The organism is Micromonospora inaquosa (assembly GCF_003857055.1).
GTDB lineage: Bacteria > Actinomycetota > Actinomycetes > Mycobacteriales > Micromonosporaceae > Micromonospora > Micromonospora inaquosa.
Map to the genome: position 1 here is coordinate 1 of NZ_QGSZ01000296.1, position 13,422 is coordinate 13,422.

General features: G+C 70.8%; 10 protein-coding genes. 5 read left to right on the plus strand and 5 right to left on the minus strand.

The annotated features are described in order from the left end of the window. Positions 1–81 precede the first annotated feature (81 nt). Both DLJ59_RS27230 and DLJ59_RS27240 read right to left on the minus strand, forming a co-directional pair. Positions 82–4,176: a P-loop NTPase family protein gene (locus DLJ59_RS27230; protein ID WP_124775861.1), complete on the minus strand. Its 4,095-nt coding sequence runs from the start codon at positions 4,174–4,176 to the stop codon at positions 82–84. Between the two features lie 546 nt (positions 4,177–4,722). Beyond that, positions 4,723–5,094 carry a DUF4267 domain-containing protein gene (locus tag DLJ59_RS27240; protein ID WP_124775863.1) on the minus strand — a complete coding sequence of 124 codons (372 nt, stop codon included), beginning with the start codon at positions 5,092–5,094 and terminating at the stop codon, positions 4,723–4,725. Between the two features lie 89 nt (positions 5,095–5,183). Here DLJ59_RS27240 and DLJ59_RS27245 point away from each other — a divergent pair, with 89 nt between their 5' ends. Further along, a complete protein-coding gene (locus DLJ59_RS27245; protein ID WP_124775865.1) occupies positions 5,184–5,756 on the plus strand; it encodes a TetR/AcrR family transcriptional regulator in 573 nt (190 codons plus the stop codon). 117 nt (positions 5,757–5,873) lie between these two features. Here DLJ59_RS27245 and DLJ59_RS27250 read toward each other — a convergent pair whose 3' ends face one another. Next, positions 5,874–7,553 (minus strand): DNA repair helicase XPB, encoded by a 1,680-nt coding sequence (locus tag DLJ59_RS27250; RefSeq protein WP_124775867.1) that lies wholly within the window; start codon positions 7,551–7,553, stop codon positions 5,874–5,876. 173 nt (positions 7,554–7,726) lie between these two features. On the opposite strand from DLJ59_RS27250, the gene DLJ59_RS27255 reads away from it, so the two are divergent. Further along, the gene (locus DLJ59_RS27255) at positions 7,727–8,599 is read left to right on the plus strand and encodes a L,D-transpeptidase family protein (protein ID WP_124775869.1); all 873 of its coding nucleotides are present in this window, start codon (positions 7,727–7,729) and stop codon (positions 8,597–8,599) included. A gap of 97 nt (positions 8,600–8,696) precedes the next feature. Continuing rightward, a complete protein-coding gene (locus DLJ59_RS27260; RefSeq protein ID WP_124775871.1) occupies positions 8,697–8,933 on the plus strand; it encodes a hypothetical protein in 237 nt (78 codons plus the stop codon). A gap of 30 nt (positions 8,934–8,963) precedes the next feature. On the opposite strand, the gene DLJ59_RS27265 is transcribed toward DLJ59_RS27260, so the two are convergent. Further along, the gene (locus tag DLJ59_RS27265; protein WP_124775873.1) at positions 8,964–11,447 is read right to left on the minus strand and encodes a helicase-associated domain-containing protein; all 2,484 of its coding nucleotides are present in this window, start codon (positions 11,445–11,447) and stop codon (positions 8,964–8,966) included. An 84-nt stretch (positions 11,448–11,531) separates the two neighbouring features. Between DLJ59_RS27265 and DLJ59_RS27270 the strand changes: the two genes are divergently transcribed. Both DLJ59_RS27270 and DLJ59_RS27275 read left to right on the plus strand, forming a co-directional pair. Then, a complete protein-coding gene (locus DLJ59_RS27270) occupies positions 11,532–12,155 on the plus strand; it encodes an HAD family hydrolase (protein WP_124775875.1) in 624 nt (207 codons plus the stop codon). 27 nt (positions 12,156–12,182) lie between these two features. Then, positions 12,183–12,569 carry a cold-shock protein gene (locus DLJ59_RS27275; RefSeq protein WP_074316242.1) on the plus strand — a complete coding sequence of 129 codons (387 nt, stop codon included), beginning with the start codon at positions 12,183–12,185 and terminating at the stop codon, positions 12,567–12,569. Here the strand turns inward: DLJ59_RS27275 and DLJ59_RS27280 are convergent. Next, positions 12,530–13,378: a 1,4-dihydroxy-6-naphtoate synthase gene (locus tag DLJ59_RS27280; RefSeq protein ID WP_124775877.1), complete on the minus strand. Its 849-nt coding sequence runs from the start codon at positions 13,376–13,378 to the stop codon at positions 12,530–12,532. The genes DLJ59_RS27275 and DLJ59_RS27280 overlap by 40 nt on opposite strands. Positions 13,379–13,422: the final 44 nt, after the last annotated feature.

A 13,422-nucleotide genomic window follows, 5' to 3' on the forward strand; every position in this document is an offset into this window, starting at 1 on the left:
GCCCGCCCCCCACGTCGTGACACGTCCCGCCGCGCGCCTTCCGCCTTGATCGACTTGGGTTCAACGACACAGCTCTGGCCTTCAGGCGAGATCCAGGAATTCGTCAGCGACCTCCGTCAACGCAGCTGGCTGGACTTGAACCAGAGCCCTCAGCGGAGTCGTCCAGCTGCCTAGCCGGAACGCCCACGCGATGAGCATCGGTCCGCGGGCAGCGTCCATTTCTGCCAACGCAGTCAGCGCCGCTGCCTGTCGCTCCAAATTTCCGATCGAGCGGGCCAATTTCTCGGCACCCTCGGTGTCGCCGCCGGCCATTGCTGTTCTGGCGAGTCTGGTCAGCAGCGACGCCTGCCGCTCCTGATTCCGTATCGACTGGGCCAACTCCTTGGCCGACTCGACGTTCCCGGCTTCCATCGCCGTCCCTGCCAGCGCGGCCAACATGGACGCCTGCTGATCCGGGCGGCCAATCGAACGGACCAGCTTCTGGGCCCACTCGATCTTGCCGCCTGCCACAGCGATCTCCGCAAGCGTGAGAGAAATCTGTGCGCGCTGGTTCCGGTTGCTGATTGAACGAACCATTTCCTCGGCTTGGTCAGCCAGCGCACTGGCCCGCTCAGCATCGCCGACCACCGCCATTGCCACTGCCAGCCGTGCCACCGCCCGCGCCCGGCTGTCCAGACGTTCAATGAGGTGAACCAGCTCCTCGGCCTGGTGAGCAAGCGCGCAGACGGGCTCAGTGCACCCTGCCCCGGCCGTCGAGATCACGACGGCGGTCAAGGCTCTCGCCCGACTCTCCGGGTTGTCGATCAATTGGGCAAGCCTGGTGGCCCGGTCGATGTCACCGGTCGCAGCAACCGCCGCAGCCAGCACGCCCATCACCCGGGCACGCCGGTCCAGAGGGTTGATCGACCGAGCCAACTCTTCCGCCCGGTCGGCCAGGGCACCCGCCTTCTCTCCATCACCAGCGTTGGCGACCGCCGTTACCAGAGCCGCCAACGCCGGCACCCGCCAGTCGAGGCGGTCAATCGAGGAGACCAATGCTTCCGCTCGCTCCGCGTCGCCCCCCGCAGCCACCGTCTCCGCCAGCGCGCTGAGTGCCTCTGCCTGCTGCTTCGGACGCTGAACGGACCGCACCAACGCTTCTGCCTGTTCGATCTGGCCAGCCGCAGCGATCCGTCGCGCAAGAGCGGTCACCACTGCCGCCTGTCGGTCGGGGCTCCTGATCGAGCGAATGATCGCCCCCGCCCGCTTCGTGTTGCCGTCGGCGGCCGCGGTCTCCGCCATGCCTGCCGCCGTTTCCGCTATCGCGGTCATCGCTTCGGCCCGCCCCCGACGGCGACCAATTGAGCGGGCCAACAACTCTGCCCGCTCAATCTCGCCCGCTGCGGCCATCGCCGGCACCAGCGCACCCAAGGTCCACTCCCTGCGACTCTGGTTGGTGATCGAACGGGCCAGGTTCTCCGCCCGCTCAATTTCGCCCGCTGCGGCCATCGCCGGCACCAGCCCAGACAACGCCTGCTCCTGTCGGTCGCGGTTCAGGATCGAACGGACCAACATCTCTGCCCGCTCAACCTCGCCCACTGCGGCCACCGCCGGCGCGAGCGCAGCTAGTGCCCGATCCTGGCGGTCACCGCCGCCGATCGAACGCACCAGCTCTTCGGCCCGCTCGATTTCGCCTGCCGCAGCCATCACTCGCACCAGGGATGCCCAGGCTTCTGCCTCCAGCCTTCCACCGCTGATCGAACGCACCAGTGTCTCTGCCCGATCGAAGTCGCCGGCCGCAGCCAGCGCCGGGGCCAGAGCGGCCAGCGTCCGCCCCCGCCGGTCCGGGTCGCTGACCGAACGAGCCAGTTCCTCGGCGTGGTTAGCCAGCGCACCGGCCCGCTCCGGGTCGCCGGCCTCCGCGACGGCCCTCGCCAACTCACTGAGCACCCACGCTTTTCGGTCCGGGCGAGCCATCGAGTTGACTGCCTGCTCGGCCCGGTCGACCAGCACAATCGTCCGCTCGGCGTCGTGAGCTCCGCCAGCCGCCACGACCATGCCAATCAACGCCTGCGCTCGGTCGGTCGGGTCCATCGAATGAATCAGGTTCTCAGCACCCTCGACCAGGGCCCCAGCCCGCTTGGCGTTGCCTGCCTGGGCGACTGCCCCGGCGAGGACGATCCATGCCTGCGCCCGCTGGTGTGGGTCAGGAAGTGAGCGAATCAGATCCTCGGCGTGATCAGCCAACGCACCAGCCCGCTCGCCGTCGCCCGTTGCGGCCACTGCTCTCACCACGGCGATCAATGCGCGCGCCCTCGGCTCAGGCTGACCGATCGAGCAGGCCAGGGTGTAGGAGCGATGACTGTCGCCTGCCGCGGCCACCGCCGCCGCCAGTCCGGCCAACGCCCGTGCACGCCTCTCCGCCCCGTCGATCGAGCGAACCAGCTCCTCGGCGCGGTCAGCCAGCCTGCCAGCCCGCGCGGTGTCGCCTGCCGCGGCCACCGCCACGACCAGGCCAGCCAGCGCCCACGCCTGCCAGTCAGGGCGGTCGGCCGCGCGAACCAGCTCCTCGGCCCGGTCAGCCAGCCCGCCAACCCGCTCAGCGTCGCCTGCCTGGGCAACTGCCCCGGCCAGGGCGATCCATACCTGCACCCGCCGGTGTGGGTCAGCGACCGAGTGAATCAGCGCCTCAGCGCGGTCGGCCAGCACGCCAGCCCGCTCGACGTCGCCACCGTTGGCGACCGTCGCCGCGAGATCAGCCAACGCCAACGCCCGCCGATCGGGTTGGTCGATGGAGCGTGCCAATGCCTCGGCTCGAACAGGCTGGCCGAGGGATGCCCAGACCGCGGGTAGCCCGGTCGGAATCGTGGCGTTGCGTCCCGCGAGGTTGTCGCGATGAATGGCAAGGCGAGCCATGTCCACCAGGTCAGGATCGGGCTGGGCGAGAATGACGTCCTGAGTGGTGGTGATTTCAGCGAGGGCAGCAGTGTCACCCCCGGTGATGTCGAGCATCCGGTCGTGTCGGTGAGGGTCCACGGCGCAGGCGATCATCCGGGATACATCGCCGGTGGCAAGCAGCATCCGGTAATAGCCACGCAGCAGATATTCGGGGGTGCCGGTCGGCCATCGTTGCTCCCGAAAGGTGCCGGCCCAGACGTGTAGACGCTGCCGGTAGCCCTGCAGTCGCGCCTGGCCAAGGCGCTCAACGGCGGCATTCTGCAGTTCTTCGTGACCGAGCACGTACACGTCGGGTCCCGTGTCGCGCTGCCAGCGGCTCGGGCGTTGAGTGAACGAGCGACCGGCGACGGTACCGAGGTGGTCCGCGACCTGCCAGTCCGGCCAGCCGGTCAAGTCGGCAAGGTCCCTGGCGCTGAGACCGCCCCCGGCGGCCGTGAGAAGACCTAGCAGGTCCTGCTCGGCTGGAGCGCCCGACAGCAGCCTGCCCAACTCCCGCAGCATGTCTGTCCTGTTCACCTCCGCCTGCGGCGACCTGTTCAGTACTCGAACAATCCGGGGATCGCGCAACGGATGGCCATCTGGCACGTCGGTGGGGATCGGGGGGTTCGGCCGACCAGAAACGACGATGCGCATTCCGGCCGGCGGCGTGGCAGGCAGCAGTGCGGCGATGCTGTGTGCGTCCGATCCGCGGTCCTCATCCAAGCCGTCGATGAGCAGGATCAGTCGCTCACCTCGTGTCTGGCAGGCCTCGGCAGCACGGTCGAGTAGATCGAGAAAGCTCTGGTCGCGAGTCGCGTCCGTGTAATGGGCCGGCATGGGCTCACCAAGCAGCTCGGCCAGTTGCTCGATGACCACGTCCGTGAAGGCGACCCTGTCGCTTTGTCCGGCCCAGCGGGCCGTGATGAAGAACGAGACGAGTCGTATCCCGTTCGGCGGGTGCAGGACGAACCAGGACATCAGCGCCGACTTGCCAGCCCACGCGTCCGCACGCCACCACCGGTAGCCGGCGGCATCAGGCAGCGTGCAAAACGCCGTGAGCTCGGCCAGTTCCTGTTCCCGGTCCAGCAGATCCGAGGGGGCGATGCGGTGCACCTGCTGGCGGTAGGCCGACCGGGCGACAGGCCGCGAGTCGATGGTGACCGACCCCTTGATGACGCCGGTGTTGGCGAATCCGCCGCCGTCGGCTATCGCGTTGCCGGTATCGCGGGCCACTGCCTCGGGCAATCGTCTCAAGCTCACCGCGAGCCCTTCCGCCGCGCAGGGCCTCGATGTCAGGGGTTGAGGTTCACACCGCTGTTGGCGCTGCCGCCATTACTAGCCCGAGCGTCGCCGGTGCGATCCGCAACCGCTGGTCCTGCGATCGTGGACGAGCCCGTCACCCCGCTGTTCGCTCGGCTGCCCGGCCCACGTGCGGTGGCGCTGCCGGTGTTGCCGGCACGGTGGCCTCGGCTATTTCCCGGCAAGGCCGCCCACACCGCCACACCCAGCGCCGCTACCGCGGCTAGGGCCGACGCCACGGTAGCGATTCGATCTGCTTGGTCCCACTGGCTGAAGGCGAAGGTCGCTCCGAGCGCTCCCACCACGAGACACGTCACCAGGATTGCTACCCGCCGCGCAGTCACCCCCACATCATGCGCTTCACGACATCAAATGGACAGGCTCGGGCAGGGCCCGTCCGCCCGCTACGTGGGGCCGGAAATCCTGCAAGGTGACGTTGATCAAGAGGTTGCGTCACCGACGGCCGATCGGTGACGCAAACCTCTTGATCACCAGGTGAGGTGGGGGTTAGAGGGCGAAGAGCAGGGCGGCGTTCAGGAGGACGACGACGGCGGTGGCGAAGTGGATGCCGAATGCCACCGCCTTCGTTCCGCCGTTGCGGAGCACGATGACGGTGTCGCCCAGCGGGACGAGCGCGACGACCACCATGAACCACGCGACCGCGTCGGCGGTGGTGAAGGCGATCAGGGCAAGGCCGAGCAGGCCGAAGGTGAGGTCCTTGAGTCCTTTGACCGTCAGGTAGGCGGGGTCACCGTCCGGTCTGGCCGGCACGCCGTACCCGGCGGCGGCAGCCTGCGGGACCAGCAGGAACCGCGCGCCGATGAAGGCGACGAAAAGACTGAGTACGACGGCGAGCCCGTAGGCGAGGGGTGCCAGCATGAGTCTACTCCAATTCCTAGCGCTGCTAGATGTGAGAGCGACGCTAGCAGAGCGGCGACAGGAACACTAGCGGTGCTAGGGTTGCGGTCATGTCGACTCAGGCGCGCCGGGAGCGCGAGCGGGCGGAACGCGAACAGGCGATCATCACCGCGGCACGCGACCTGGCCCTGGCCGAAGGCTGGGACGCGGTGACCACCCGGCGGCTCGCGGCCGAGATCGAGTACAGCCAGCCCGTTCTCTACAGCCACTTCAAGGGCAAGGACGCGATCATGGCGGCCGTCGCCGTCGAGGGCTTCGCCGAGCTGGCCAACGCCGTGGCCGCGGCTCGGGCCTCGGCCGCCGGCCCCCGGCAGGCGGTCGCCGACGTCGCGGCCGCGTACGTCGCGTTCGCCCAGCAACGGCCCGCGATCTACGACGCGATGTTCACCCTCGCCGTGGACCTGCCGTTCGCCACCCAGGACGTTCCGACCGACCTGGCTCGGGGCTTCGCCGAACTGTCCGAGACGGTGCGTCCGTTCGTCGGAGACGGCGACCTGGAGACGTTCACCGAGACGTTCTGGAGCGGCCTGCACGGGCTGGTCACGCTGATGCGCAGCGGTCGGCTCCGCCGCCCCGGCCACGACCGCCGGCTGGCAGTGCTGGTGGAGCGCTTCTCCCGCTGAGCCTGTGCCGTCAGAGTCGGGCGCGCTGATCGACTCGGATTTCAGGAAATCGGGGCCTCAGCCTGCTTCGGACACCGCGACTTTCTGAAAACCGAGTTGATCAAGGCCGTGCGTGCGTCAGTCGACCGTGGGCAGCTTCGGGCCGAGGACGTCGTCGGCGTCGACGATCGTGTACGCGTACCCCTGCTCGGCGAGGAAGCGCTGCCGGTGCGCCGCGTACTCCGTGTCGATCGTGTCCCGGGACACCACCGTGTAGAAGTGCGCCTGCCGGCCGTCGGCCTTCGGCCGCAACACCCGGCCCAACCGCTGCGCCTCCTCCTGGCGCGACCCGAACGTCCCGGACACCTGGATCGCCACCGCCGCCTCGGGCAGGTCGATGGAGAAGTTGCCCACCTTCGAGATCACCAGGGTCCGCAGCGAACCGGACCGGAACGCGTCGAACAGCCGCTCCCGCTCCTTGTTGGTGGTCGAACCCTGGATGATCGGCGCGTCGAGGTACTCGCCGAGCTGGTGCAGCTGGTCGATGTACGCGCCGATCACCAACACCTGATCCTCGGGATGCCGGTCGACCAGGGCCTTCACCACCGGCAGCTTGGTGCGGGCGGTCGCCGCCATCCGGTAGCGCTCCTCCGCCTCCGCCGTCGCGTACGACATCCGCTCCGCGTCCGTGAGGGTCACCCGGACCTCGGTGCACTCGGCCGGGGCGATCCAGCCCTGCGACTCGATGTCCTTCCACGGCGCGTCGTACCGCTTCGGCCCGATGAGGCTGAACACGTCACCCTCGCGGCCGTCCTCGCGTACCAGAGTGGCCGTCAGGCCCAGCCGACGGCGGGCCTGGAGGTCCGCGGTGAACCGGAAGATCGGCGCGGGCAGCAGGTGCACCTCGTCGTACACGACCAGACCCCAGTCGCGGGCGCCGAAGAGGTCCAGGTGGGTGAACGCGCCGCCGCGCCGCGAGGTGAGCACCTGGTACGTGGCGATGGTGACCGGGCGGATCTCCTTGCGCTCGCCCGAGTACTCGCCGATCTCCTCCTCGGTCAGCGACGTACGGGCGATCAGCTCCCGCTTCCACTGCCGGCCGGCGACCGTGTTGGTGACCAGGATCAGGGTGGTCGCCTTCGCCTCGGCCATCGCCGCCGCACCGACCAGGGTCTTGCCGGCGCCGCAGGGCAGCACCACCACCCCCGACCCGCCGGCCCAGAACGCCTCGACAGCCTCCCGCTGGTACGAGCGCAGCGTCCACGGCTTGCGCCCGTCCTTGCCGGCCTCGGCCAGCTCGATGGGGTGCGCCTCACCGTCGACGTAACCGGCCAGGTCCTCCGCCGGCCAGCCCAGCTTGAGGAGCGCCTGCTTGAGTCGGCCACGCTCGGACGGGTGCACCCGGATGGTGTCGTCGTCGATCTTGTCGCCGAGCATCCCGGCGAGCTTCTTGCTCTTGGCCACCTCGATCAGCACCAGCCGGTCCAGTGCACGCAGCACCAACCCGTACGCCGGGTCGTTGGCGAGCTGGAGCCGGCCGTACCGGTCCATCGTCTCGGCCACGTCCACCAGCAGCGCGTGCGGCACCGGGTAGCGGGAGTACTTGAGCAGCGAGTCCACGACACCCTCGGCGTCGTGCCCCGCCGCGCGGGCGTTCCACAGACCCAGCGGAGTCAGGCGGTAGGTGTGCACGTGCTCCGGCGAGCGTTCCAGCTCCGCGAACGGCGCGATCGCCATCCGGCAGGCCTGCGCGTCGGGGTGGTCGATCTCCAGCAGCAGAGTCTTGTCCGACTGCACGATCAGTGGTCCACCGCTCACGCCAGCGTCCTCTCCTCGGTTGGCCGTCCGGCCGAAACGGGTCGCATACCCGCCGCTGGCCGACCATCCAGTGTTGCACGATGCGGGACGGCGGAAGAAAGTTGCTCACCGGCCGCAACCGTGACGGCACTCACGAACGTCTAGTAAAGGGACGACTGTCTGGGGAGGCCTCGATGGAACATGTCCGGATCGCTTCCCGGCTGGTCGCCCTGGTGGTGGTCGTGCTGGTCGGCGCGGGTGCGTGCGCGTTCGATCCGCAGTCCGGCGGGAGTGGTGGCGGGGGAGCCGCCCCAGCCGGTGCGGCGGAACAGGCAACGGGGGCGAGCGACACGCCCGGGCCGGACCAGCACGGCCGGCCCACGCCGGCCGTTCCCACCCCGAAGCCCTCCCGGAAACCCACGCCGAAGCCGACCCGCACGACGACCAGGCCGACCCCCAGCACCGGTACGCCGACCGGCTGCCCGCAGGGCCAGCACCAGCGCGCGGTGGAGGCCTACCTGGCCCGGCTGGGCGGGTTCGGGACGATCACCGTGGACGGTCGGCAGTCCGTCGCCGACTGCGCCGCGATCAAGAAGTTCCAGAAGAGGTACGGCATTCGCCCCGTCGAGGGTCGCGCCGGCCCGACCACCCTCGACGTGGCCCAGCGCCTCGCCACCACCGACACGGCGCGCTGCAAGGCCGGCACGGGCACCACGTTCTGCGTGGACCTGACCCGACAGACCGTCTGGGCGCTCCGCGCCGGCAAGGTGATCATGAGGCCGACGGTGACCCGCACCGGCATGTCCGGCTACCGCACCCCGGCCGGCACCTACACCGTCAACTTCCGCAACCCCAAGGAATGGTCCGACCCGTACGAGGTGTGGCTGCCGTACTGGCAGCACTTCACCCAGGGGATGGGCTTCCACGAAACCACCACCTACCTGCACGAGAAGTCGATCGGCTCGCACGGGTGCGTCAATCTCCTGCACGCAGACGCCGTCCGGATGTGGGAGCTCGGCAAGGTCGGCACGCGGGTGGTGTTGATCGGCCGACGCCCCGGCACCTGAGCGACACGCAACGAATTGCGGCAGTAACCCCCTGTCCGGCCGGACTTTCGAGTGTCACCCTTGGAGTCCAGGACCGGACCGGGCGGGGAGGCTGGGTATGACGGTCGACCAGGACGTGATCGCGGAGCACGAGCCAGCACCACCCGACGAGGTGTCCCGAGCGACAGTGGTCGCGTACGCCGTCGCGGCGACGCTCCTCATCGGGTGGTTCCTCTTCGGCTGGCTGGTGCTCCAGCAGGGCTTCATCGACTCGGTCGGGGAGTCCGCCGGTGCCGGCTTCGCCCTGCTGCTGATCATCTCGGTCGTCGGCACCGTACGCCGCAGCCGCCGCTGACCGACAGCGCCCGCACGGTGGCGCCGTCGGTCAGTCCGCCACCACCGCTGCCGTGATCCGGTGCAGCGCGAACGTGTGCAGCATCTCGGTCCGTTCGTCCTCGGCCCGCAAATAGCCGGCACCGATCGACACAGGTTTGAGCAGGCGCGACGCTGTCGCCCCGTGCGCGTCGACGTAACCGACCCAGACCAGCGCCTTGTCCCGGACCGCCTGCTGGAGCACCGCCAGGGCCTCGCTGTGGGTGTGCGACGGCACCGGGCCACCGCCCAGTCCCGGAGCACCACCGCGCACCACCGCCGGTGCCCGTCGGGCCGCCCGGGCCGCCGCGTCACCCCGCCGGATGTGCTCCACCACGCCGAGCAGTCGGGGCATGGGCAGCTTCGGGGCGGCCAGCGGATCGGTCGTCCGGCCGAGCACCGACGTCCGGGGCGGGGCCCGTCGGATTCGCGGCCGGGCCAGCACGGTGCTGCCGGTGCCGTCCTCCTGCACCGGCGCGTACCCCGCGTCGCGAAGCGCGCCCAGCAACCGACCAACCTGGTACTGCGTACACAGCACCGTCGGCGCGAGCCGACGCAGCGCCAACGACTCCAACCGCCGGTCGGCCAGCACCTCACTGATCAACGTCTCGTCGTCGCTGCGCAGGTACGCGCCGGCCAGGCCGACCCGCAGCCCGCCGTGCTTACGGGCCACGTCGTCGATCAGGTAGGTGAGCCCCTGCGGCACCGGGGTACGCGACCGACGCCGGAACACGTCATGCAGGTCGTCGGCGGTGTAGCCGGAATCCAGTGCTCGCCGCACGCTCGCCGTGGTGACCCGGTGCACGCTGGCCCCACCGGCCGACTCGAGCTCGGTCATCGCCTCCAGTTCGACGGCGAGCGCCGGCTCGGGTGGGCCGGGCACCACCACGGTCAGGTCGGCCTGGACCAGGAAGTGGTCGACCGGTGCGGGCAGCAACGCGTCCAGCGCCCGCGCGGCACTGGACGGGTCACCGCTCTCGACGTCCGCGTGCACGCCCAGCGGGTCGTCGCTCCGCTCGTCGGTCGACGTCAGGTCACCCAGCAGCAGCCGCCCGTACGTGGTGAGCGCCCCCAGCCCCGTCACGCCCAGCTGCGCGGCCTCGGCCAGCACCTCCCGGTGCACGGCGTCCCGGCCCCGGCTGCGGCGCGGGGCCCGCCAGTCCAGCAGGTCCTGCACCTCCTCCGGGGTGGGCGCCGTCGCCGGTTCCAGATCGGCGAGTACGCCGAGCACCGCCCGCCGGGTGGCCGGCACGCTGGCTCGTTCGGCTTCGGCGGAGAGCGCGGTGATCGGCCGGTCCCGGTCGTCCCGGCGGCCGACCAGCCCCACCTGCCGGGTCATGGTCAGCCACGCTCGGGCGAGATGCTCCCACCGTTGGGCCAGCGAGGCGGCTCGCCATACCTCGTACCCGCCGGTCGGCAGCACCTGCTGATCCGCCCCGTACCGGCCGGTGGCCGAGCCGGGCATCTCCAACTCACCGGCGAGTCCCGCCGCGTACGCGACCTCCAGGAGCAGCGCGGTGGTCGGTTCGTCCAGCCCGGCGGTACGCGCCAACCGGCGCAGATCCCGCACACCGACGCCGCCCGACCGCAGCACCGGCGCGGGCTCGTCAGCGAGTTGCTCCAGCAGCCCTTCGGTGTGCCGGACCACCTCCATGGTCTGCCCGGCCCCGGCGGAGTCGACCGCCTTCGGCTCGCGCGGCGCGGTGGCCACCGGCGGTGGGCTGGTGCGCAGGGGCCCGAGCGGGCCGCTGTCGCGGCGCAGCAGCAGGCCGACCTCGCGGGGCAGCTCCACCGTTCCGCCGGCCGTCGACGAGCCGGTTGTCACGGGGACCAACAGCCGGTTGTCGACGAGCCACCGCACCGGGGAGCCGGCCGGTGCGCCCCCGTTGGTCGGGTCGGAGAGGACCGGGTCCTCCGCACCGAGCGGCGGTGCCTGCAACGCACCCGGCGGCACGCTGCCCACCGGCGGGCCGGCCGCCAACCGGTCCAGGATCGCCCGGGCCGAGGGCGGGGCGGCGAGCACCGTCCGTCGGAGCTTCGCCGGGTCCGCGCAGAGCGCGGCCGTGCGCGGGTCCAGCTCCGCGGCCGGCCGACCGAGCCCAGCGGGGTACGGGGCGACTTCGTCGACGGCGGGCACCACCTCAAGCGCGTGCTCCGGGCCGTACAGCAGGAAGAGCGCACGCAGTCGGCCCACGGCGGCCCGGACGGCCGTCGGGGCCGGTGGTTGCGGCCCGGCGGTCGCCATCGAGAGCACCGCGTCGGTGGCTGTGGTGGCGTCGTCCGGATTCCGGGTGAGGCGGGCGGCGTCGAGGATCTGAAGGGTGAACTGGTCCAGACCGTCCAGCGCGCGGGCCACGGAGACCCGGGACTGGGCACGGATGGCCAGGGCGGAGACATCGGCCGGCACGGGCACGACGAGGTCGGGCCGCAGCTGAAGGAGCGCGGCCAGTGACTCGTCGGGCAGCGACCGCAGGTGGTCGGCGAGTGAGGTGGTCATCGTGTTTCCACGCTAGCCCGGCACCGGGCTTCCGCGCCCCTCGGACGTTCGGCCGGACGGGCGTCTCCGGGTACGTTTTTCGGCATGCCCGCACTGACCGTCGGATTCGATCTCGACATGACCCTGGTCGACTCCCGCCCCGGCATCGCCGCGACCTTCCGGGCGTTGACCGCCCGGACGGGCGTGCCGGTCGACGCCGACCTGGCGGTGTCCCGGCTTGGGCCGCCGCTGCGTACCGAGCTGGCGCACTGGTTTCCGCCGGCGCAGCTCGAGTCGGCCGTACACGAGTACCGCGAGCTGTACCCCGCTTACGCGATCACCCCGACGGTCCCGATGCCCGGTGCCCGGGAGGCCATCGAGGCGATCCGTGCGCGAGGCGGACGTGTGCTGGTCGTCACCGCCAAGATGGGCCGGTTGGCCAGGTTGCACCTGGACCATCTCGGCCTCGCGGTCGACGAGTTGGCCGGTGACCTGTTCGCCGAGCAGAAGGCGACAGCTCTGCGGGAGCACGACGCGACCCACTACGTCGGTGACCATGTCGCGGACATGGTGGCTGCGGCGGCGGCCGGGGTGCCCGGCATCGGTGTCGCGACCGGCCCGTGCTCCCGGGCTGAGCTGGGCGCGGCCGGGGCGGAAGTGGTGCTGGGCGAGCTCACCGAATTCCCAGCGGCGCTCGACGGGATGATCCAGCTAGCCTTGGAGCAGTAGCGGCTCAAGTGAAGCAGGGGTTTTCAGGTGCCTACGGGTCGAGTGAAGTGGTACGACACGGCCAAGGGATACGGCTTCGTCACGAGTGACGAAGGCGGCGACGTGTTCCTGCCCAAGGGGGCGCTGCCGGCGGGTGTCACCGACCTCAAGGGTGGCCAGCGGGTCGACTTCAGCGTGGTGGACAGCCGCCGGGGCGCGCAGGCCATGGGAGTCAAGCTGCTGGACGCGCCGCCGTCGATGGCGGAGCTGCGCCGTCGGCCGGCCGAGGAGCTACACGGCCTGGTCGAAGACATGATCAAGGTGCTGGAGGCGAAGGTCCAGCCGGACCTGCGTCGGGGTCGGTACCCGGACAAGAAGGCCGCGCAGAAGATCGCTCAGCTGGTCCACGCGGTGGCGCGCGAGCTGGAGGTCTGAGGCACCAGGCCGGCGGTGGCGGCCCGATCGAGCAGTGCCGCCACCGCGGCGAAACCGGCTTCGCCCAGGTCCGCGGTGAACTCGTTGACGTAGAGGCCGATGTGCCGGTCCACCACGTCGAGCTCCATCTCCTGGGCGTGCGCCAGCACGTACTCCCGGCTGGCCGCCGGGTCCGCCCAGGCCTGCCGGACCGACTCGCGGACCCAGCCGGCCGCGGCCTCCGGGTCGACCGCGCCACGCTTGGCCAGGATCGCGCCGAGGGGGATGGGCAGCCCGGTGTCGGCCTCCCACCATTCGCCGAGGTCGACAAGGGCGCTCAGGCCGTGCCGGTGGTAGGTGAACCGGGCCTCGTGGATGACCAGCCCCGCGTCGTAGCGCCCAGCCGCCACGCCCGGCATGATCTCGTGGAACGGGACCACCTCGATCCGGGCCGGCGGTCGCCCGGCCGACCAGAGCCGGAACAGCAGGTACGCGGTGGTCCGGTCGCCCGGCACCGCCACCGTGGCGCCGGTCAGGTCGGTGCGGTCCGGCCCGCCGTCCCGATCGCCCCGGGTGAGCACCAGCGGGCCGCAGCCGCGACCGAGCGCGCCGCCGCAGGGCAGCAGGTGGTAGTCGTCGAGCAGCCAGGGCAGCGCCGCGAAGCTCACCTTCACCAGGTCGAACGCACCCCGCTCGGCCGCCGTGTTGGTGACGTCCACGTCGGCGTACGTCACCTCGACCGGCGGCGCGTCGGGCACCCGCCCGTGCACCAGCGCGTGGAAGACGAACGTGTCGTTGGGGCAGGGCGAGATCGCCAGGGAGAGCGCCACACCCTCACGTTAGCCCCGCCCTCCGCCCGGGGTTCCCGCCCACC